This is a genomic window from Corynebacterium sp. NML180780, assembly GCF_007786415.1.
GTDB classification, from domain to species: domain Bacteria; phylum Actinomycetota; class Actinomycetes; order Mycobacteriales; family Mycobacteriaceae; genus Corynebacterium; species Corynebacterium gottingense.
On record NZ_VNKN01000004.1, the window covers coordinates 145,619 to 166,441 of the forward strand.

Genomic DNA, 20,823 nt, shown 5'->3' on the forward strand with positions numbered 1-20,823 from the left:
ACATGGCCGTTTCCTCGCACTTGGATGTCCAGCTCATCGCTGCCTCCCAGTTCCGCGCCCCCGAGGGCGTGGCGTGGGAGGCCGATCCCACGGCCACAGACGCGGAATCGCTCGTGGAGTTTGCGGGCCGGGCCTGCTACGAGTCCTTTGACCGTCCCAACCCGCACACGGCGGCGAACGACGCCTACCTGCACCACATCCTGGACGTCGGGCACGACGCGCTGCTCGAACACGCCACCGCGACCCTGTACATCCGCGGACTGTCGCGCGCGGCGGGCAACGAGCTGCTCCGCCACCGGCACTTTTCCTTCTCCCAGCTGTCGCAGCGCTTCGTGCACAGCGACGACAACGAGGTTGTCGTCCCCGACATCATCGCGGACGACGAGGAACTTTCGCGCATGTTCCTGCGCGCGGTGGACGACTCACGCTTTGTATACGACGAGCTGCTGCAGGCCCTGGAAGAAAACATGGCCTCGGAGCCGAACGCGTTGCTGCGCAAGAAGAAGGCCCGCCAAGCCGCGCGCGCGATCCTGCCCAACGCGACCGAAACCAGGTTCGTCGTCACCGGAAACTACCGCGCGTGGCGCGGGTTCATCGCCTCACGGGCGTCCGAGCACGCGGACGTGGAGATCCGCACGCTCGCCGTCGAGTGCCTGGAGCTGCTGCGCGGTCAGGCACCAGTGTTGTTCAGTGACTTTTTGATCAGCGAGCTTGCCGACGGCACGCGGATGGCCACCAGCCCCTACGTGCGGTAGGGACGGGGTTGCAGAGGGGCGTCGATAAGCACTTGCGTTGACGAAGAGGGTAGTCTGTGTGCTCATGGGCACATCTATGAAAGCTAACCTCGGTGCAGAAGTCTTTGGCACCGTCTGCGTTGCAATGGTCACGCCGTTCGATTCCAACGGAGAACTTGACTGTGATGCAGGCCGAAAGTTGGCAGCCCACCTTGTAGATCATGGAATCGACTCGCTTGTCCTCGCAGGCACAACCGGCGAATCCCCGACCACCACGGTGGAGGAGAAGCTGGCCCTGCTCAAGGCGGTCAAGGAAGAGGTGGGTGACTCCGCAACGCTGATTGCGGGAGCCGGCACGAACAACACGAAAACCTCGATCGCGCTGGCGCAGGCCTCGCGCGATGCCGGGGCGGACGCACTGCTGGTAGTCACCCCGTACTACTCCAAGCCCTCCCAAGCAGGCGTAAAGGCCCACTTCACCGCCGTGGCCGAAGCGACCGACCTGCCGATCTGCCTGTACGACATTCCCGGCCGCTCCGGAATCCCCATAGCTGGGGAGACCATTGCTGAGCTGGCTGAACTCGAGACAGTGCAGGCGGTAAAGGACGCGAAAGGCAACTTCTTTGAGGCCGCTCCGCTCATTCAGAGCACGGGCCTGGCCTGGTACTCCGGGGACGACCCGCTCAACCTGCCCTGGCTGTCCGTTGGCGCGACCGGAATGATCTCCGTCGTGGCGCACGCGGCTCCGCAGGCAATGCGTGACATGGTGACAAGCTTCGAGGAAGGCGACCTCGCCCGCGCGCGGGAAATCAACGCCAACACCCTGACCGTGCTTGCTCGACAGCAAGCAGCGCTCGGCGGTGCAACATTTGCAAAGGCAGCCCTGCGACTGCAGGGCATCAACGTAGGGGCGCCGCGCCTGCCGGTGGTTGATGCAACCCCGGCGCAGCTTGAGGCGCTCCGTGAAGATATGGAAAAGGCTGGAGTTCTCTAAGTATGAACGAACCCCGTAATCGCTCCCGCAAGGTGACCCGCAAGGCGGGCCCGCCGGAGCCTGCTGAGCAGCAGCCCGCGTTCAAGGCGCCGTCCCAGCAGACCCCCAACAACGAGTCCCAGGGCGACGGCCACAACGACGCCGACCACGGAAGCGGCAACGGCAAGAACGGCGGTGGTCGCAACGGTGGCCACGCCAAGAACGGCGGCAATGGCAACGGCAACGGCCGTGGCGGCAACGGCCGCGGCAGGCGCCGTCGCGGCCGCGGTGGTGGCGGTGGCGGTGGCCGCCGCAACCCGGTGAAGTCCATGCAGGGCGCGGACCTGACGAAGCGCCTGCCCGCCCCGCCGAAGCCGGCGAAGGACACGCTGCGCATCTACGCGCTTGGCGGCATTTCTGAGATCGGCCGCAACATGACGGTCTTTGAGTACAACGGCAAGTTGCTCATCGTGGACTGTGGCGTGCTCTTCCCCAATTCCGGCGAACCGGGTGTGGACCTTGTCCTGCCGGACTTCGGCCCCATTGAGAACAAGCTGGACAAGGTCGAGGGCCTCGTGGTCACGCACGGGCACGAGGATCACATCGGGGCCATCCCGTGGCTGCTCAAGCTGCGCCCGGACATCCCGATCTACTCCTCGCGATTTACCAACGCGCTCATCGCCGCGAAGACGAAGGAGCACCGCCAGCGCCCGAAGCTGCACGAGGTGAACAAGGACTCCGAGGTGACCCTCGGCCAGTTCCGTCTCCGGTTCTGGCACGTCGGCCACTCCATCCCGGAGTGCCTGGGCGTGTCCATCAAGACCGGCGCCGGCCACGTCGTCATGACCGGCGACGTCAAGGTGGATCAGACCCCGTACGACGGCAAGCCCACCGACATCCCCGCGCTGTCGAGGCTTGGCGACGAAGGCGTGGACCTCTTCCTCTGCGACTCCACCAATGCGACGATCCCGGGTATCTCCGCTTCGGAGGCCGGCATCGAGGACACCCTGACCCGCCTCGTTGCGCAGGCGAAGCAGCGCGTGGTCATCGCGTCCTTCGCGTCCAACGTGTCGCGCGTGCAGATGGCGGTCAACGCCGCCGTGGCGAACAACCGCAAGGTCGCGTTCAACGGCCGCTCCATGCTGCGCAACATGGAGATCGCGGAGAAGATGAGCCTGCTCAAGGCCCCGAAGGGGACCATCATCCCGATCGAAGAGGCCGCCAAGATGGCGCCGCACAAGACGGTGCTCATCACCACCGGCACGCAAGGCGAACCGATGGCTGCGCTGTCGCGCATGTCGCGCCGCGAGCACCGCCAGATCACGGTCCGCGACGGAGACACGATCATCCTGTCCTCCTCTCTGATCCCGGGCAACGAGGAAGCCGTCTTTGCCGTGATCAACAACCTTGCGCAGATCGGCGCAAAGGTGATTACCAACAGCGAGGCGCACGTCCACGCGTCCGGTCACGGCTACGCCGGTGAGCTCCTGCAGCTCTACAATGCGGCGCGGCCGAAGAACGCGATGCCGGTGCACGGCGAGTGGCGCCACATGCGCGCAAACAAGGAGCTCGCGATCTCCACCGGTGTCCGCCCGGAGCACACCGCGCTGGCGCAGAACGGCGTGGTGGTGGACATGCACGCTGGCAAGATCAAGGTGGTCGGCCAGTACCAGGTCGGTCAGCTCTACGTTGACGGCGAGACCATGGGCGACGTCGACCCGGACGTGCTGGCAGACCGCAGCTCGCTCGCATCCGGCGGCGTTGTGTCCATCACCTGCGTGATCGATGACCGCACCGGTCAGCTGCTGGAGGCTCCGCGCGTGTCCACCACCGGTTTCTCCGACGACGACCGCGACTTCAACAAGAAGCTCGTCGAGCGTGTCGAGGGCGTGATGGGCGACCTCGCCGCAGAGGGCGAGAACGACCCGTACCGCATGGTGCAGCAGCTGCGTCGCAAGGTCTCCCGCGCGATTGAGCAGAAGTACAAGCGCGAGCCGGTCATTCTGCCGACGGTCGTGCCGATGGCTGCGGATAACCTGCCGGTTGAGGACGACGACATCGAGCTCACCCGCGAATCGCTGTAGCCGCATTTCGCTTGGCGACGCCAACCCCCTCGGCCTACAAGTTTCGGACCGAGGGGGTTGCGACGTTCATGACAGGTGTGTATAAAAATGGTCTATGATGGACTGCACAAAGACCACCGCCGCAATGATCGCCGCCACAATTCTGCTCGCGCCCGCTGCCCACGCCGATGACGCTGACGCCGACACCGACTGGACCGGCGGACACCCGCTGCCCGAGGGCACTGAGGTGCCGCACGAGCCGGGGTATGGCTCGGCCTGGAGGATGTACGACGTGATCAAGTTCGGGGACCCGAATTTCCGCAACAGCGAGGTCCGAGGAGTGCGCGTCATCGGTGACTTTGATGCGGACCAGCTGCTGTGCTCTATGAACTTCAAAGGTGGTGTGGGTACCTGCTACGTCGACGGCCAGCAGGTGACCGACCTGGGCTGGGCCAAGGGTGGCAAGCTCGTCACCGCTGACGCTAAAGTCGCGCCGTTCGCACCCATCATTCGGGCGTTCTTCAGCCTGGAACACAGGCTCTCCAGTTCTGCGAGCTAAAAGAACGCTAGGGTGGGCACCATGTCTTTAGCTTCTCGTGAACGTGAAAATCTTGGTGCCCTCCTTCTGCAGTTGGGGCCAGACGCCCCGACGCTGCTCGATGGCTGGACCACCCGCGACCTTGCTGCGCACCTGTACGTGCGTGAGCACCGCCTTCCGTGGGGGCTTGGCAACTTCTTCTCGCCGTTGGCCAAGAGGCTGGGCAAGGAGATGGACAAGGCTCGGAACCGTCCGTACGAGGACAACATTCAGGATTGGCTCGCCGGTCCGAGCAAATTCGCCGCGCCCCTTTTTGCGCCGCTGAACACGGGCGAAAACTTTGTCCACCACGAGGACGTCCGCCGCGCGCAGGGCACCGATGTGCAACCGAGGGAGCTCAGCGCCGCCGCGCAGGAGCGCCTGCTCAAGTCCGCGACCAGCTACGGCAAGGTGACGCTGCGCAAGGCGCCGGTCCCGGTGATTCTCACGCCGGAGCACCTGCCGCCCGTCACGCTTGGCGACAAGTCCGGTGTCTCGGACCAGGGCGATCGTGTCGTCCGCGTCTTCGGTGACCCGAGCGAGCTACTGCTGTGGGTCGTCGGCCGTGCCGCAGTGGCAAAGGTGCGGGTGGACAACGAGGAACTGCTCGAGGGCTACGAGATGTCCGTCGGATAGTCGGTTTCTTAAGGGGCCAATGGGGGAGTGGCTCCCCTCGATGCGGCGAGGTTTTTCCGCGCCACCCCGAGTTGCCTATGGGAAGTATGTGACTCGAGGTATTAGAGTGACAGCCATGTCTGTCAAAAATTCCGCACCACGCTCAACGCGTCCCCGCTCGAGCGGGTCGTCGACGCGGCGCAATGGCCCCGTGTCGCTGACGCACCCGCCGACATCATCAATGGTGGCCGCGGAAACTGCCGACGAGCGCGTCGGCTCGGCCACCAGCGTGGTCGGTCGCTCCATCGGCGCGGCAGCAAGCTCTGCGGCGCGCGGCGTGAGGGGCGTGTTCGGGGGCCTGTCCCGTCGCGTCAGCGGTGGCCGTGATGGCCGCGGAAGTCGCAGTGGTCGCTACGCCACCGACGACGAACTCGACGACAGCTTTGACCCGTTTGATGATGAAGAGGAGCACGTGCAACAACGCACCCGTACGAGGAGCGCAAAGCGATCCGCCCGCCGCGGCGATGACTACGACGATTACGACGAGTACGGTGATCGCGGTGAGCAGGCCGAACTCGGAGACGACGGCAAGGGGCTTCCGCGGCGCGGTCGCGACAGCATTGCTGAGCACGCGGATGCGTGGGGGCTACTCCTTATCGGCCTTGCTGCGGTCATCGGTGCATCGGTGTGGTTGGACATCGCCGGTCCGATTGGCGAGCTCATCGCCACAGTAACCCACTGGGTAATCGGCGCTGGCGCGCTCATCCTGCCGGTCCTCCTCGTCGGGATCGCCATCGCGTTGATGCTCAATGTGCGCACGCCGCGGGATGTCCGAAACCGGGTCTCGCTGGGCCTGGGCATTATCGCGGTTGCCATGCTCGGACTCGTCCACGTCTTCGCCGGCAACCCCGCTGACTGGGAGACGCGCCGCATCGCCGGCGGCGTCATCGGCGCATACACGGGCGGTCTCCTGGCCAAGGGCTTCTCCTCGTACGTTGCGATCCCGCTCCTCGCACTCGTGATCGTGTACGGCGCGCTGAAAACCACCGGTATTACCGTGCGCCAGGCGTACGACTACGTCGTCGCGCGCATTTCCGAGCTTTTCGACGCCACCAGAAACCCAAGCGATGACGACGTTGACGATGAGGACGCTGACGGCTTGGACGACGATTTGTACGGCCACGTCGAACGGGACCTGGACGACATCGCCGAAGGACGCGAGCGCCGCTACAACCGTCGGCCCGCGCAGCGACGGGAACGCCCCGCCCGATCTGACCGCGCTGACCGGTCCGACCGCGAGGAGGCGCGCCGAGAGCGTCTGCGCCGAACCCGCCCGCGCCGCCGCACGCCGATGGACAACTACCCGACGGACGAGCAGCACTCCGATCCGACCGAGGCGTTCGACCGACAGCGGGTGGACGACTTCGGCGAACCGGTCGCGGAGGCCTTCGACGCTCCTGCCGAGCCCGAGGTGCACGACGATCCTTCCCCGGCGTCTTCGAAGCGCGGCACCACCCGCGCACGCAAACACAGTGACGACGGGGAGACCAAGGTCCTGAAGCGCACCGCGGAAGCCGCGGGCGGCGTTGCGGGCGCTGCAGCCGGGGCCGCAGGCGCGGCGAAGGCTGCAGGGGCCGCAGGTTCCACTGCGGCGGCGGGCGCTGCTGCTGGCGCGGGCGCTTCCGCGGCGGGTGCCGCCGCTGAGGCAGCCGGTGACGCAGTGAGCAACTCCCGCGAAGCCGTGCGCAAGGCGATCGTCGCTCGCTCCGGTGTCGACGCGTCCGCAGTTCCGGCCTCGACCCCGAAGTCCGAGGTGGAGGCCGCGAGCGTCGACCCGGCGCAGCAGCGCGCGCGCAAGATTCAGCGCAACTCGGACTACGCGCTGCCATCGACGGACTTGCTTATCCAGGGCAGCGCTCCGAAGACGCGGACCGAGGCGAATGACCGCATGATCGAGGCGATTACGGACGTCTTCGAGGAGTTCAAGGTCAACGCCCAGGTCACCGGATTTTCGCGCGGCCCGACGGTGACGCGCTACGAGGTCGAGCTCGGCCCAGGCGTGAAAGTCTCCAAGATCACCAACCTGCAGTCCAACCTGGCGTACGCGGTAGCGACGGACAACGTACGCCTGCTGACCCCGATCCCGGGCAAGTCCGCCGTGGGCATCGAAGTACCGAACCGCGACCGCGAGATGGTCCGACTGCGCGACGTGCTCGACGCGCCGAAGGTGGCCACCGACGAGGACCCGATGCTTATCGGCCTGGGCAAGGACATCGAGGGCGACTTCATCGCGTCCTCGGTGCAGAAGATGCCGCACCTGCTGGTGGCCGGCTCGACCGGTTCCGGTAAGTCCGCCTTCGTCAACTCGATGCTGGTGTCGCTGCTCACCCGCGCGACCCCGGAGGACGTCCGCCTGATCCTCGTGGATCCCAAGATGGTCGAGCTGACTCCGTACGAGGGCATCCCGCACCTGATCACCCCGATCATTACGCAGCCGAAGAAGGCCGCGGCGGCGCTCCAGTGGCTGGTCGAGGAGATGGAGCAGCGCTACCTGGACATGAAGCAGGCGCGCGTGCGCCACATCAAGGACTTCAACCGGAAGGTCCGCAGCGGCGACATCCAGGCACCGCCCGGCTCGGAGCGCGAGATGCGCCCGTACCCGTTCATCGTGTGCGTGGTCGACGAGCTCGCCGACCTGATGATGACCGCGCCCAAGGAGATCGAGGAGTCGATCGTGCGCATCACGCAGAAGGCGCGTGCAGCCGGCATCCACCTGGTGCTCGCGACGCAGCGCCCCTCCGTGGACGTCGTCACCGGCCTGATCAAGACCAACGTGCCTTCGCGCCTCGCGTTCGCCACCTCCTCGTTGACTGACTCCCGCGTCATCCTGGACCAGGGCGGCGCCGAGAAGCTCATCGGTATGGGCGACGGCCTGTTTATCCCGCAGGGTGCCGGCAAACCGCAACGCATGCAGGGCGCCTTCGTCACCGACGAGGAAATTCAGGCAGTGGTCGACGCCGCGAAGTCCCAGGATGAGCCCGACTTCGTCGAGGGTGTCACCGAGGAGAAGCAGGCAGAGAAGAAGGTCATCGACGACGACATTGGAAAGGACCTCGACGACCTGCTCGAGGCCGTCGAGCTGGTTGTCACCTCCCAGCTCGGCTCGACGTCGATGCTGCAGCGCAAGCTGCGCATCGGCTTCGCCAAGGCGGGCCGCCTCATGGACCTCATGGAGTCCCGCGGCGTCGTTGGCCCGTCCGAGGGCTCGAAGGCCCGCGAAGTGTTGGTCAAGCCCGAGGAATTGGAGACCATCATTTGGATGATCAAGGGCGCGGACCCCGCGGAGGCACCCAAGGAGCAGTCGCTTGACGACGACGCGGCGTCGCCAAGCGACGCCCCAGACGCATCGGGCGACGACACCCGCACGGTGGAGGCGACCTACAACCCGACTGGCGGGGCGTTCTAGATGTCGCACCGTAGCTCGAGGAGATTCTCGATCGTCCTGTTTGAGGAATTCGAACTCCTCGACGTGGCTGGGCCGTTGGAGATATTGTCCAAGGTTGAAGGGTGGGACACCGAGCTACTCTCGCCGGATGGGAGACCGGTGGGCGCGTCCCAGGGTGTGCGATTCGAGGTCGATGGCTCCTACGCGCAGAAAAGCGGCGACGTGCTCTTTATCCCCGGAGGGCTCGGGACGCGAACGCTTGCCCGTGACGAGGAATTTCTTCGAAATCTCACCTCGATGGCGAACGGCGCGAGTGTCGTCATGTCGGTGTGTACGGGCTCGGCACTGCTCGCCGCAGCGGGACTCCTTGAGGGATATGCGGCAACCAGCAACAAGCGGGCATTTGCATGGGCCACTGGCTTCGGGTGCGACATCGACTGGCGCAAATCTGCCCGGTGGGTGCATGACCGCGACCGATGGACGTCTTCTGGAGTGTCGGCCGGGACGGATATGGCGGCGGCATTCGTCGCAGCCGAGTGTGGAGTGGATGTGGCGCGCGAGGTTGCTTCCGCTATCGAGCTCCGCCTGAACCTTGACGCTGACGAGGACCCGTTCGCTGTGTAGCCGTGACTCGCGCGGCGCACAGGGTGGTGTATTGTTGGACGAGCTTGGAGGGGAGTACCCCGTAAGCGCCTGGACCGTCAACACGGAAGCGTCGGTAAGCGATTGCCCCGGTCCGGGTCGCCCCGCGCTGGGTGGGGGAGACCTCCGGTCATTTTTGTTCAACTTCTGACCGGAGGATATGTCTATGCATGTGCCCCTGTATATCTGGCTCATCACCTCAGCGGTGATTCTCGGCTTCTTCGTCTTTGACTTCGTCTCGCACGTGCGAAATGCGCACGAGCCCACGATGAAAGAGTCCGGAGGTTGGGCCGCCTTCTACATGACGATGGCCGCAATCTTTGGCGGCATCGTTTGGTGGCTCTGGGACGCCGAGCACGGCGTACAGTTCTTCACGGGCTACATCACCGAGCTTTCACTGTCGGTGGATAACCTGTTCGTGTTCGCCTTGATTATGGGCGCCTTTAAAATCCCTCGGGCGTACCAGCAAAAGGTGCTGCTGATCGGCATTGTCATGGCGCTGGTCTTCCGCCTCCTGTTCATCCTGCTGGGCGCGGTGATCATCGAGGCGTGGTCGGACGTGTTCTACCTGTTCGCAGCCTTCCTGATCTACACGGCGATCAAACTCATCTACGACGAGGCGACAGACCAGCCCGACGAAGACCCGAACGACATGTTCGTGGTGAAAACGCTGCGCAAGGTCATTCCGGTGACCAAGTCGTATCACGGTGACCGACTGGTGTCGAAGACTGAGGCGGGGAAGAAGGCAGTGACCCCACTGTTTGTGGCGCTGCTGTCCATCGGTTTTATCGACGTGATGTTCGCGTTCGACTCCATTCCGGCTATCTTCGGTATCACCCAGGAGTCGTTCCTGGTCTTCACCGCGAACGCCTTCGCGCTGCTGGGCCTGCGTCAGCTGTACTTCTTGCTCAATGGCCTGCTGGACAAGCTCGTGTACCTGCCGTACGGGCTCGCGATCATCCTGGGCTTCATCGGTGCGAAGCTGCTGCTGCATGCACTGCATGAGAACAACTTGCCGTTCATTAACGGGGGCGAGGGCCTGGCCGTACCGGAGGTTGGCACTGTGGCCTCGCTGGTGGTGATTGTGGGCGTACTCGTGGTCACTGCGGTGGCGTCGATCCTTAAGGATCGGGCCGACGTGAAGGCCGGCAAGATGGATCCGAACGAGACGAGCTACCACATCGACTATGACGACCATGGCAACCGCCGCAAGGTGGACAAGTACGGTCACCACATCGAGTGGGTCGATGATCCGGCTACCTCCGGCAAGGGCGATCACACCGCCACGGGTTCGCGGGAGACGGATCACCTGCACGTCGCCCGCGGCGGTAAGAAGTAGGGACGAGGGGCGTCCCGGCCGAAACGCCGGCTTACTTCCCGGCGAAGATATTGCTCACCGGGTTCCACTCGTGGACCTCGCGGGACGCGAGCGCGGACTTCTCGGTGTAGGGGTCCGCGTCCATGATTTCCTCGGCGTCCGCGACCGTGGCGGTGTCCGGCAGCTGCAGGATGATGAGTGCCTGCTCGCCGCCCGCGTACGGGCCGGAGCCGACGATCCGTCCCAGCGACAGCTGGCTGGCGATGAATTCGCGGTGGGCGGGGCGGATGGCGTCGACAAGCGCCGTGTCCTCGCCGTAGATATAGGTAAACGCAAAATACTTCATGGGTGGCAGTCTAGGCCACAGCGAATGGATAGGTAGGCTGGTTTTTGTGAAGACTCAGTCCAATTGGAATCTGCCCAACGCTCTGACGTTGCTGCGAATTCTGTTTATCCCCGTGTTTGCGTGGCTTGTGCTCACGCAGCACTGGTGGTGGGCCTTTGGCCTGTTCGTGGCCCTCATGATCACGGACAAGCTCGACGGTGACATCGCCCGCGCGCGCAATATTGTCACCGACTTTGGCAAGATCGCGGACCCGATCGCGGACAAAGCACTGATGATTACCGCGCTGGTGACGCTCAACATCGCGAGCTCCTTGCCCGTCTGGATCACGGTGGTCATCATCGGCCGCGAGCTGGGTATTACAGTCTGGCGGATGTGGATGCTGCGCCAGGGCCACGTCGTTCCAGCTTCCAAGGGCGGCAAGCTTAAGACGGTGCTGCAGACCGTCGGCGTAGGGATGTACCTGTGCCCACTGCCTGGCTGGATGGACCTCCCGACGCTCACGGTCATGCTCATTGCCGTCCTGGTCACCGTGGTCACGGGCGTGCAGTACCTCGTGGACGCGCGAAAGGCCAACAATGGAGCGTGAGCTCGTCGCATTGCTTATCGACGCCCCCGCCACCCTCGCCTTCTGCGAATCCCTCACCGCAGGCCTCGCGGCCGCGACCGTGGCGCAGGTGCCGGGCGCTTCCGCAGTGCTGCGGGGCGGCCTGGTCACCTACGCGACGGACCTGAAGGAGTCGCTGGCCGGCGTACCGCACGCGGTGCTGGAAGCGAACGGCCCCGTCAGCCCCGTCACGGCGCGTGCCATGGCCGAAGGCGCGCGCCGAGTCTGTGGTTCGGACTACGGCGTCGCGCTGACTGGCGTTGCCGGACCCGACCCGCAGGACGGGCACCCGGTTGGCGAGGTGTGGGTCGGCATCGCGGGTCCGCGACGGAGCTTCGCCCTGGCCGCGGGTGGCACCGAGCCGCTGCGCGGTTCACGCCAGGAAATCCGCGAGGCGGCGGTGGGCGCGGCGCTGTCGGCCCTGTACAACGAAGTCCGGGAACAAACAGAAGGGGAGGACCGTTAGAACTCGTGATGGCAACTACAACTCTCGTACATGAATCACCGATGATCCGCCCCGCCGCGCTCGAGGGCGCGGCGGGGCGCCCCCTCGCCCCGGAGGTGCAGGAGCGCGAGCCGCTGCTGCGCGAGGCCCTCGGCATGTCGCTGCGCGCCTACCGCGCCGATAAGGGCGTGACGCTGCGCGAGCTGGCAAAGCAGGCGCGTGTGTCCTCTGGCTACCTCTCGGAGCTGGAGCGCGGCCGCAAGGAGGTCTCTTCTGAGCTGCTCGCGGCCATCTGCACCGCGCTGGACACGTCGGTGGCGGAGCTGCTGATGGAGGTCGTGGCGAACATGTCGCTGCACTCCATTCAGGAGGAATTGGCAACAACTTCACCGGCCGCAGCGGAAGCATAACTCGGCCCAGCACACTAGAGTGTTGGATTATTAGTGTGACTGACAGGTAACGAAAGGTTCTTGAAGTATTATGGCTAACCCGTTTGCGAAGTTCTGGAACTACCTCATGGCGCTCTTTGACAACAAGATCGAGGAGAACGCTGATCCGAAGGTGCAGATCGAGCAGGCCATCGGTGAGGCACAGCGCCAGCACCAGGCGCTGTCGCAGCAGGCTGCGGCGGTGATTGGTAACCAGCGCCAGATCGAGATGCAGCTGAACCGCCGCCTGGAAGAGGTGGAGAAGCTGCAGGCGAACACCAAGCAGGCACTGCAGCTGGCGGACAAGGCCCGCGAGGGTGGAGACGCCCAGAAGGCCCAGGAGTACGAGAATGCGGCCGAGGCCTTCGCCGCGCAGCTGGTCACCGCGGAGCAGAGCATCGAGGAAACGAAGCAGCTGCACGACCAGGCGCTGCAGCAGGCCACCCAGGCCAAGCAGGCGGTTGAGCGCAACGCTGCGCACCTGCAGCAGCAGGTGGCAGAGCGCTCCAAGCTGCTCAGCCAGCTGGAGCAGGCGAAGATGCAGGAGAAGGTCTCGGAGACCATGCAGTCCATGAACTCCATCACCGCCTCCGGACCGAACCTGGATCAGGTGCGCGACAAGATCGAGCGCCGCTATGCAAAGGCACTCGGCTCCGCCGAGCTGGCAGAGAACTCCGTCCAGGGCCGTATGGCCGAGGTCGAGCGCGCCGGCATCCAGATGGCGGGTCACGGCCGTCTCGAGCAGATCCGCGCGGAGATGTCCGGCGAACTGTCTTCCGGCTCCAAGCCTGCCATCGAGCAGAACGCGCAGGGTGCAGCCGGCAATGCGCAGGGCGCAGCAGGCAACGGCGCGAACGTCAGCGACGACGCTGTCGCGCAGCGCATGCGTGAGCTTCGCGGCGAGAACTAAGGAGGGCGCCGGCGCGAGAGCGTGGCGCAAACGTCCCCATTGATGGCCCGCGGCGCGGTTAATCTACCGCGCCGCGGGCCATCAGTGCTTCTCCGATCATGCGCGCTCGCAAGACGGCACGAATCACCAGAGGAATGCCAAACGCGGTGACGGAGAGCCCGAGCCCACGCGCCTTGCGCGCTTCCAGAACCTCATTGGCTGTTGCCAGCATGAGTGGGACGAGCCTGATCGTCAAGGCGATGGCGAGGCTGATTGTGTTTACGGGAACTCCGAAACGCTGGAGTGGCGCAAGGTTGCGATCAAGCGCGTCTAAAAGCGCCTCCACCGTGGTGGTGAGCGTGAGTAGATTCGCTGCGGCGATTGTGGACAAGAGCCCGAAGAACGTGGCGGCAGCTGAGGCGAGACCGTTTTGCCACCAGAGGAACGCGGAGAGGAACGCCAACAGGGGGAGCACTGGCAGCGCCTGCTCCGCTGCAATGCGCGGCGGGATGGCTGCCACGGCGTAGAGGGCGACCACAAGCCCGAGCGCGGCGAGTGCGTGCCACGGGCGCGTGGGGAGCAAGGTGACGGCGATGATGAAGACCAGCAGCGCGACGAACTTCGCCGTCGGATGCGCGCGGTGCAGCACCGAGTCGCCGGGGACGTAGACGCCGAGGGGGAGCGTACGGATCACGATGTCTGCTCCATGAGCTCGGTGTAGAAAGCGATCGCTTCGTCGGGGTTCCCGTCGTACGCCAGCTCGCCGTCATTTATGCAGATGACTCGGTCGAAGTCGCGCAGCATGTCCAGGTCGTGGGTGACGACGATCAGCTGCTGGTCCAGCGCGTCGAGCTCCCTGATGATGCGACGCCGGTTCCGCAGGTCCAGGAGGGTCGTTGGCTCGTCGGCGATGATCGTCTCCGGGCGGATTACCAAGACCGAGGCCAGTGCGAGAAGCTGCTTTTCGCCGCCGGAGAGTGTGTGCGGGGATGCGTCAGCCTTGTCGCTCAGCCCGAATCGCTCGAGTGCTGCGTCGACGCGGTCGCGCACTTCCTGCCGGGGAAGTTTGAAGCGGCGAAGGGAAAACGCGACGTCGTCGCGCACGCGCGGCATGACGATCTGCGACTCCGCGTCAGAGAACACAAAGCCCACGCGTTTGCGAATGGTTTTGCCGTCGGTGGAGGGTGACATGGCATCGAAAAGCACCTGCCCCTCGGACGGCGTGATGAGGCCGTTGATGAGGCGGACGGTGGTGGATTTGCCGGATCCGTTGGAGCCAATGATGCCGATGCGGCGCTCCGTGAGCGTGAGGTTGAGGGGTGCGAGCACTGTGCGGCCATCGTAGGAGACGGTGGCACCGCGGAATTCGATGGTGGGCATTAGCGGCGGCGCATGTCGGGGAACGCGGCGTGAACGGCGAGCGCGATGATGACCATGACGGCGATCTTCGCGGCATCGGTGGGCAAGAAGGGGACCTGGGCGAGCCATGCGGCACCGAAGGAAAGGTCGGCGCGGAGCATGAGTCCGAAGACGCCGAAGAGGTACTGCAGGGCGAGCCCGAGGTAGCCGGCGACGAGGAAGAGGATGACTCGTCCGGCTTTGGATGAGCGGAGCGCGGAGTAGGCGATCGCCCCGGCGACGGCCGCGGAGATAATGTAACCGACGAGGTATCCCGCCGTGGGGGATCCGAGGGCGTAGAGGGTGGTGCGACCACCCGCGAGGACCGGGAACGCGAGCCCGATGAGCAGGATGAGGACGACGGAGGCGGTGCCGCGGCGAGCGCCGAGGACCAGGCCGGTGAGGATTGCGACGGCGTTTTGCAGGACGATCGGCACGCCTGCGGTGCCGACGGGAATGGAGACAAAACCGAGGATCCAGAAGATGGCCGCGAAGACGGCGATGTAGGCAATGTCGACGGCGGTGATACCGGGCTTGGACCCCGCAGTTGCTGCCGGGTTGGTGTGTGTACTCATGGGTGAAATCTTAGTGAACGCTGTTCAACTCGTTCGATGCGGGGAGGGAGCGGTGCGCGTGTAGGTTAGACGGCATGCGCTTGACGGAATTTCGGCAGTTGGTGGAAGACGAATTCGGCTCGGATCGCGCCGGTTGGATTATCCAGTCCCAGGTGCTTTCCGTGGAGGGCGAAACGGCTGCAGAGATGATCGAAAGCGGGGTCGATCCGAAGGTGGCGTGGGAGCGACTGTGTGACTCCTTTGACGTGCCGCAGGAGCGCCGCCTGGGCGTAGACCGGCCTGGGAAGTAGCGCGCGGCCCTTTGTCTGCGGCGCGCTGTGTAGGGGTGGACCCACTTGTGTGTCGCGACGTGTACTCGAACACCTATGCGTGTATAGTCGTTGCGTGTCCGCGCCCTGCCGTAGAGTGCCAATCAGCGCCACAGGAGAAAAAGATTGGTGGCAGAGGGAACCGCACCCCTATGGTCGTGCGTCTAATAGATAAAGGGCGGCCACGGTGCCGCGTGCGAACCTACGAAAGACATAAAGGAGAACAACATGGCTGCGAAGAAGAAGGCTGCCGCGAATAGCGGCAACGAACGTCAAAACGCGCTCGATGCGGCGATGGCTCGGATTGAGAAGGACTTTGGCAAGGGCGCGATTATGCGTCTCGGAGACGATAACCGCCCGCCAATCCAATCCATTTCTTCGGGCAATACCGCGATTGATGTCGCCCTCGGCATCGGTGGCTGGCCCCGCGGCCGTGTCGTAGAGATCTACGGGCCGGAATCTTCCGGTAAGACGACGGTGGCGCTGCACGCAATCGCGTCCGCCCAGCGCGCCGGCGGTATTGCCGCGTTCATTGACGCGGAGCACGCGCTCGACCCGGAGTACGCGCGCAAGCTCGGTGTGGACACCGATAACCTGCTGGTGTCCCAACCGGATACCGGTGAGCAGGCCCTGGAGATTGCGGACATGCTGGTGCGCTCCGGCGCCATCGACATCATCGTGATTGACTCCGTCGCGGCGCTGACGCCGAAGGCGGAAATCGAGGGCGAGATGGGCGACTCCCACGTCGGCCTCCAGGCCCGCCTGATGTCGCAGGCGCTGCGCAAAATGACCGGTGCGCTGTACAACTCCGGCACCACCGCGATCTTTATCAACCAGCTGCGCGAGAAGATCGGTGTGATGTTCGGCTCGCCGGAGACTACCACCGGCGGTAAGGCGCTGAAGTTCTACGCCTCCGTGCGTTGTGACGTGCGCAGAATCCAGACCCTGAAGGACGGCCAGGATTCCATTGGTAACCGCACCAAGATGAAGATTGTGAAGAACAAGGTCTCGCCGCCGTTCAAGATCGCCGAGTTCGACATCATGTACGGCGAGGGCATCTCCCGCGAGTCCTCCATCATTGACCTCGGCGTGGACAACGGCATCGTCAAGAAGTCCGGCTCCTGGTTTACCTATGAGGGCGACCAGCTCGGCCAGGGCAAGGAGAAAGCCCGCAACTTCCTCAAGGACAACCCGGACCTGGCCAATGAGATCGAGGACAAGATCTTCCAGGCCCTCGGCGTCGGCGCGTACGCCAAGTCCAACAACAGCGAGGGCGATGAGCTTAGCGACGATCCCGTGGACATGGTCCCCAACGTCGACTTCGACGACGACGAAGTCGGCGACGGCACCCCGGCCGGTGCGTCCGCCGCTGACGCGAAGTAGTGGCGGGCCCACGCGATCGGGGGCCGGCCCAGCCTGACCCGGAAAAACTTGAGCAGCTCAAGGAGGCCGTCGAGGCCTACGAACGCGGCGAGGGGAGCAACCAGCTCTTCGACCGCACTCGGGAGGAGGCCCTGGCCCCAGTGCGAAAGCGGGCGCTGGGGCTGCTCGACCAGCGGGCGCGCTCCCGCGACGAGCTGCGCTCCCGCCTCCTGCGCGCGGAGTTCGAGCCACAGCTCGTTGAGGACGTTCTTGATGAATTCGAGGGGTCCGGGCTGCTCAACGACGCGGCGTTCGCCCACGAGTGGGTGCGGCAGCGCGCGAAACGGCGCGGGAAGTCATCGCGGTTCCTGGACAGGGAGTTGCAGCAAAAGGGCGTGGCTCAGGCCGATCGTGCCGAGGCCCTAGCGCAGCTCAGTGAAGCAGACGAGGAGGCCACCGCGCGTGCGGTGGCAGAGAAGAAGGCCCGCCAGGTGAGGCACCGCCCCGACGAGCGGGCCGAGTACGACAAGGTGTTGCGACGCATCGTCGGCGCGATGGCGCGCCGTGGCTTCCCCGAGGGGATGGCGCTGCGCCTGGGCCGCGAGGTGCTTGAGCAGCGTCTCGCGGAGCTCGAGGGGGAGTAGGTGGCGTGGGGCGTGGCGTCGAGAGGCGATGCCCCGCGCCTACTGGTCAGGGTTGGCAACCTTGGTGTAGTTGGGGTTGTGCCAGTCCACGTTGACGTTGTCTTTGGTTTCCAGGCCCTGGTTGTGCTGCTCGGGAACCTTGGCAAAGGGGTTGCGGCGCGCGCGACCTGCGCGAAGCTGGTGCTCAACGCGTGACGCCAAGCGGGTGAGCAGGAAGTTGATGGCGATCATGATGATTGCCACGACGATGAGCGCAGGGATGTAGTTCTTGTTCGCGGACGCGACCTGGGTGCCCGAACGGACAACTTCGATGTAGCCGATCTGGTAGCCCAGTGCCGAGTCCTTCAGTGCAATGACCATCTGAGAGATGAGCGCCGGCAGCATTGCGGCGACGGACTGGGGGAGCAGGATCTGCCACATGGTCTGCCAGTGCGACATGCCCAGGGCCTGCGCTGCCTCCGACTGCCCGCGCGGGAGCGACTTGATGCCGGCGCGGAGGATCTCGGCGATGACGGCGCCGTTGTAGAGCGTCAGCGCGATGACGACGGCCCAGAACGCGAGCCCTTTCGGAGGAACGATCTTGAATACCGCGAAGAGCTGGTACAGGAAGATCATGAGCATGAGCACTGGGATGGCGCGGAAGAACTCGATGATCACGCCGCACAACCAGCGCACCACCTTGGTTTGGGCGAGTCGGCCGAGGCCGAAGATCACGCCGAAGACGATGGCGAAGACGATGGAGAGCGCGGCTGCCTTCAGTGTGCCGAGGAGTCCAGGCAGGATGTAGGTGGTCCAGGTGTTGGCCTGGACAAAGGGGGTCCACTTTGCGGCCTCGAGCTGGCCGTTGCTGGCGAGCGTGCTCATCACCCACCACGCGGCCGCAGCGAGGACGGCGATGGTGACGGCGGTGTAGATGTAGTTGCGTTTGACGGCGTTGGGGCCGGGGGCGTCGTAAAGAACTGTTGCGCGTACGGACATTAGCGCTTCACCGCCAATCGGTCAGAAAGCCAGCCGAGGGCGAGGCCCATCGGCAGGGTGAGGATGAGGAACCCGGCGGCGAAGACGCCGAAGACGACGAAGAGCTCGTTGGCATGGAACTCGATCGTGGACTTCATCAGCAGCGATGCCTCGGCGACACCGATGACTGACGCGATGGTCGTATTCTTGGTCAGCGCGATCAGCGTGTTGCCCAGTGGCACGATCGCCGCGCGGACGGCCTGCGGGAAAATAATGAGCGAGAATATTTGCCCGAAGCTCAAGCCCAATGAGCGGGCAGCTTCGGCCTGGCCGAAGTGGACGGTGTTGATGCCGCTTCGGAGCGACTCGGCGACGAAACAGCTGGTGTACAGGATGAAGCCGAGCACCGCCAGGCGGAAGTTCTGATCCGCGATGAACGTCGAGGAGTCCCTGCTGGCCAGTTCAAGCCCGAGGTTTTGGAACAGACCGAACGAGCAGAAGAGCACAACCAGGGTGAGTGGGGTGTTTCGCACCGTTTCGATGTAGGTGGTGGCGAGCCCGCGCAGCACACCGACCGGCGAGACGCGCATTGCCGTCAGCAGCGTGCCCAAGAGCATCGCGCCGATGGCCGAATAGACAGTGAGCCGGATTGTGGTGAAAAATGCGGGCCAAAGCTTTGGCAGCAGGTCGGCCCATAGGGCGTCCATAGTTGACTCCTCGGTGCAGTGCGGTGAATAGATTGGGGGCTGGCGCGGGGCGCGCAGGCGCGTGGGGAGCGCCTACTGCTCCAGGAAGGACAGGTCGCCCGGCTTGTCCTGCTCGACACCTACGCCGCCCTCGAGGTTTTCGTCGACGAACGTGTCAAAGGAGCCGTCCTCGTACATTGCCTTGAGCGCGGTATTGATGGCGTCGACGGTTTCGGTGTCGTCCTTGGTCACGCCGATGCCGTAGTGCTCGTTGGTAAAGTGCTCGCCGTCCTTTTCCAGCTCCACGACCTTGAAGTCACCCGGGGACTGGGCCGCGTAGCCGCCCAAAATAGTGTTGTCTGTGGTCAGCGCGTCGACGTTGCCGTTGCGCAGAGCCTCGACGCACGAAGAGTAAGTGTCGTACTCCTGGAGCTGCACGCCGGGGAGCGCGTCCTTGACCTTCTGCGCCGGGGTGGAGCCGGTGACGGAGCACAGGATGCGGCCGTCCAGGTCATCCAGGCCGTTGATGTCATTACCCTCGCTGCGCACGAGCAGGCCCTGGTGGGTGAGCAGGTAGGGGCCGCCGAAGCTCACGGCCTCTGCACGAGAGGAGTTGATGGAGTAGGTTGCGCCAATGGCGGCGACCTCGCCGTTTGGGATCAGGGTTTCGCGCTGCGCTGATGGGGTTTCGCGCCAGGTGATCTCGGGATGCTCCCAGCCGTTCGCATCGGCGATGGAATTGACCACGTAGGTCATGATTTCCACGTCCAGGCCGGTCATAGAGCCGTCTGCCTCGCGCAGGCCGAGGCCCGGCTGGTCATACTTGGTGCCCAGGGTGACGTTGCCCGCCTCAATTTGGGCGAGTAGGCCGTCGCCGCTCGCGCTCGAGGCGCCGCCGCACGCGACGAGCATGGTGGCGGTGAGTGCTGCGATGGACGTGGTTGCCAGGGCGCGGAAGATGCGGTTCATGAGTGGTCTCCTTTGGGATTGGGATGAGGGGGAGGGAAGGGCGTAGGGGTTAATGCGGAAGGATCTTGGCCAGGAAGTCCTTGGCACGATCCGACTGCGGGTTGGTAAAGAAGGATTCTGGGTCGGAGTCCTCCACAATCTCGCCGTCAGCCATGAAGAGGATCCGGTCCGCCACTTTGCGGGCGAAGCCCATTTCGTGTGTGACTACGACCATGGTCATGCCGGATGCGGCGAGTTCGCTCATGACGTCCAGGACTTCTCCCACCATCTCGGGGTCGAGGGCGGACGTGGGTTCGTCGAAAAGCATGACCTTCGGGTCCATGGCCAGGGCACGCGCGATAGCGACGCGCTGCTGCTGACCGCCGGAAAGCTGCGCCGGGTACTTGCCTGACTGGTTGCCAATGCCAACCCGGTCGAGCAGCTCGTTCGCGCGGTTGACTGCGTCCGATTTGCTGTACTTGCGCACCTTGATGGGGCCGATCGTGACGTTGTCACGGATAGTCAGGTGCGGGAACAGGTTGAACTGTTGGAACACCATGCCCACGTCGGCGCGCAGCTTGGCAAGGTCTTTCCCTTCCTCAGGAAGGAGCTTGCCGTCGATGTGGATCGAGCCTTCCTCGATGGTTTCGAGGCGGTTGATCGTGCGACACAGGGTTGACTTGCCGGACCCGGATGGGCCAAGCACGACGACGACCTCGCCTCTGGGAACGGTGAGATTGATGTCAGTCAGGGCGTGGAAGTCACCGAAATACTTCTGCACGCCCTCCATGAGAATCATGGGTTCAATAGCCTGTGTCATGCATATAACATTTAGCCGATCCAAGTGATCTGTGACATGGTTTTGT

The 20,823-nt window shown here is 64.4% G+C and carries 23 protein-coding genes; 15 read left to right on the forward strand and 8 right to left on the reverse strand.

The features are described from left to right. Window positions 1-2 precede the first annotated feature (2 nt). The 8 genes from thyX to FPP74_RS03800 all read left to right on the forward strand — a co-directional run bounded on the left by thyX (window position 3) and on the right by FPP74_RS03800 (window position 10,388). On the forward strand, window positions 3-755 hold the full coding sequence (gene thyX, locus FPP74_RS03765) for an FAD-dependent thymidylate synthase (RefSeq protein ID WP_095277330.1): 753 nt from the start codon (window positions 3-5) through the stop codon (window positions 753-755). A gap of 64 nt (window positions 756-819) precedes the next feature. Further along, window positions 820-1,728: a 4-hydroxy-tetrahydrodipicolinate synthase gene (gene dapA, locus FPP74_RS03770; protein WP_095277605.1), complete on the forward strand. Its 909-nt coding sequence runs from the start codon at window positions 820-822 to the stop codon at window positions 1,726-1,728. 2 nt (window positions 1,729-1,730) lie between these two features. Further along, window positions 1,731-3,791, forward strand: coding sequence for a ribonuclease J (locus FPP74_RS03775; protein WP_095277327.1), 2,061 nt, complete (start codon window positions 1,731-1,733; stop codon window positions 3,789-3,791). A gap of 94 nt (window positions 3,792-3,885) precedes the next feature. Next, the gene (locus tag FPP74_RS03780; protein ID WP_144717185.1) at window positions 3,886-4,329 is read left to right on the forward strand and encodes a hypothetical protein; all 444 of its coding nucleotides are present in this window, start codon (window positions 3,886-3,888) and stop codon (window positions 4,327-4,329) included. A gap of 21 nt (window positions 4,330-4,350) precedes the next feature. Continuing rightward, the gene (locus FPP74_RS03785; protein WP_095536844.1) at window positions 4,351-4,983 is read left to right on the forward strand and encodes a TIGR03085 family metal-binding protein; all 633 of its coding nucleotides are present in this window, start codon (window positions 4,351-4,353) and stop codon (window positions 4,981-4,983) included. 106 nt (window positions 4,984-5,089) lie between these two features. Then, window positions 5,090-8,428: a DNA translocase FtsK gene (locus FPP74_RS03790; RefSeq protein ID WP_370511787.1), complete on the forward strand. Its 3,339-nt coding sequence runs from the start codon at window positions 5,090-5,092 to the stop codon at window positions 8,426-8,428. Then, on the forward strand, window positions 8,429-9,031 hold the full coding sequence (locus tag FPP74_RS03795) for a DJ-1/PfpI family protein (protein WP_122085805.1): 603 nt from the start codon (window positions 8,429-8,431) through the stop codon (window positions 9,029-9,031). Window positions 9,032-9,215: 184 nt separating this feature from the next. Further along, the gene (locus FPP74_RS03800; protein ID WP_095547151.1) at window positions 9,216-10,388 is read left to right on the forward strand and encodes a TerC family protein; all 1,173 of its coding nucleotides are present in this window, start codon (window positions 9,216-9,218) and stop codon (window positions 10,386-10,388) included. A 31-nt stretch (window positions 10,389-10,419) separates the two neighbouring features. Here the strand turns inward: FPP74_RS03800 and FPP74_RS03805 are convergent, their stop codons facing one another. Then, window positions 10,420-10,713, reverse strand: a complete 294-nt coding sequence (locus FPP74_RS03805) for a YciI family protein (protein ID WP_122085803.1) — start codon at window positions 10,711-10,713, stop codon at window positions 10,420-10,422. Window positions 10,714-10,759: 46 nt separating this feature from the next. Between FPP74_RS03805 and pgsA the strand changes: the two genes are divergently transcribed. The 4 genes from pgsA (at window position 10,760) to FPP74_RS03825 (ending at window position 13,100) form a co-directional block, all read left to right on the forward strand. Then, window positions 10,760-11,299 carry a CDP-diacylglycerol--glycerol-3-phosphate 3-phosphatidyltransferase gene (pgsA, locus tag FPP74_RS03810; RefSeq protein ID WP_244213377.1) on the forward strand — a complete coding sequence of 180 codons (540 nt, stop codon included), beginning with the start codon at window positions 10,760-10,762 and terminating at the stop codon, window positions 11,297-11,299. Then, on the forward strand, window positions 11,289-11,783 hold the full coding sequence (locus FPP74_RS03815) for a CinA family protein (protein ID WP_122085799.1): 495 nt from the start codon (window positions 11,289-11,291) through the stop codon (window positions 11,781-11,783). Before pgsA ends, FPP74_RS03815 begins: the two co-directional genes overlap by 11 nt. A gap of 8 nt (window positions 11,784-11,791) precedes the next feature. Then, window positions 11,792-12,172, forward strand: a complete 381-nt coding sequence (locus tag FPP74_RS03820) for a helix-turn-helix domain-containing protein (protein WP_095277304.1) — start codon at window positions 11,792-11,794, stop codon at window positions 12,170-12,172. A 70-nt stretch (window positions 12,173-12,242) separates the two neighbouring features. After that, window positions 12,243-13,100 (forward strand): PspA/IM30 family protein, encoded by an 858-nt coding sequence (locus tag FPP74_RS03825; protein ID WP_095277301.1) that lies wholly within the window; start codon window positions 12,243-12,245, stop codon window positions 13,098-13,100. A gap of 58 nt (window positions 13,101-13,158) precedes the next feature. On the opposite strand, the gene FPP74_RS03830 is transcribed toward FPP74_RS03825, so the two are convergent. Genes FPP74_RS03830 through FPP74_RS03840 form a run of 3 tightly spaced genes read right to left on the reverse strand, consistent with a single transcriptional unit; the run spans window position 13,159 to window position 15,052 of the window. Beyond that, a complete protein-coding gene (locus FPP74_RS03830; RefSeq protein ID WP_186439377.1) occupies window positions 13,159-13,770 on the reverse strand; it encodes an energy-coupling factor transporter transmembrane protein EcfT in 612 nt (203 codons plus the stop codon). Next, complete coding sequence (locus tag FPP74_RS03835) at window positions 13,770-14,459, reverse strand: energy-coupling factor ABC transporter ATP-binding protein (protein ID WP_144717187.1); 690 nt, start codon at window positions 14,457-14,459, stop codon at window positions 13,770-13,772. The genes FPP74_RS03830 and FPP74_RS03835 overlap by 1 nt, the downstream gene beginning before the upstream one ends. Then, a complete protein-coding gene (locus tag FPP74_RS03840) occupies window positions 14,459-15,052 on the reverse strand; it encodes a biotin transporter BioY (protein WP_144717188.1) in 594 nt (197 codons plus the stop codon). Before FPP74_RS03840 ends, FPP74_RS03835 begins: the two co-directional genes overlap by 1 nt. Before the next feature lie 74 nt (window positions 15,053-15,126). Between FPP74_RS03840 and FPP74_RS03845 the strand changes: the two genes are divergently transcribed. The 3 genes from FPP74_RS03845 (at window position 15,127) to recX (ending at window position 17,366) form a co-directional block, all read left to right on the forward strand. Then, entirely contained in the window at window positions 15,127-15,342 is a 216-nt protein-coding gene (locus FPP74_RS03845; RefSeq protein WP_095545843.1) for a DUF3046 domain-containing protein, read from the forward strand. A gap of 246 nt (window positions 15,343-15,588) precedes the next feature. Next, window positions 15,589-16,743 (forward strand): recombinase RecA, encoded by a 1,155-nt coding sequence (gene recA / locus FPP74_RS03850; RefSeq protein ID WP_144717189.1) that lies wholly within the window; start codon window positions 15,589-15,591, stop codon window positions 16,741-16,743. Next, window positions 16,743-17,366 carry a recombination regulator RecX gene (recX, locus tag FPP74_RS03855; protein WP_095555224.1) on the forward strand — a complete coding sequence of 208 codons (624 nt, stop codon included), beginning with the start codon at window positions 16,743-16,745 and terminating at the stop codon, window positions 17,364-17,366. The genes recA and recX overlap by 1 nt, the downstream gene beginning before the upstream one ends. Window positions 17,367-17,405: 39 nt before the next feature. On the opposite strand, the gene FPP74_RS03860 is transcribed toward recX, so the two are convergent. From FPP74_RS03860 to gluA, 4 genes are all read right to left on the reverse strand, one after another. Beyond that, on the reverse strand, window positions 17,406-18,344 hold the full coding sequence (locus FPP74_RS03860; RefSeq protein WP_144717190.1) for an amino acid ABC transporter permease: 939 nt from the start codon (window positions 18,342-18,344) through the stop codon (window positions 17,406-17,408). Then, on the reverse strand, window positions 18,344-19,030 hold the full coding sequence (gene gluC / locus FPP74_RS03865; protein WP_144717191.1) for a glutamate ABC transporter permease GluC: 687 nt from the start codon (window positions 19,028-19,030) through the stop codon (window positions 18,344-18,346). Before gluC ends, FPP74_RS03860 begins: the two co-directional genes overlap by 1 nt. A 72-nt stretch (window positions 19,031-19,102) precedes the next feature. Then, window positions 19,103-19,978: a glutamate ABC transporter substrate-binding protein gene (locus FPP74_RS03870; protein WP_144717192.1), complete on the reverse strand. Its 876-nt coding sequence runs from the start codon at window positions 19,976-19,978 to the stop codon at window positions 19,103-19,105. 49 nt (window positions 19,979-20,027) lie between these two features. Beyond that, on the reverse strand, window positions 20,028-20,756 hold the full coding sequence (gene gluA, locus FPP74_RS03875) for a glutamate ABC transporter ATP-binding protein GluA (protein WP_165765484.1): 729 nt from the start codon (window positions 20,754-20,756) through the stop codon (window positions 20,028-20,030). Between the last annotated feature and the right edge of the window lie 67 nt (window positions 20,757-20,823).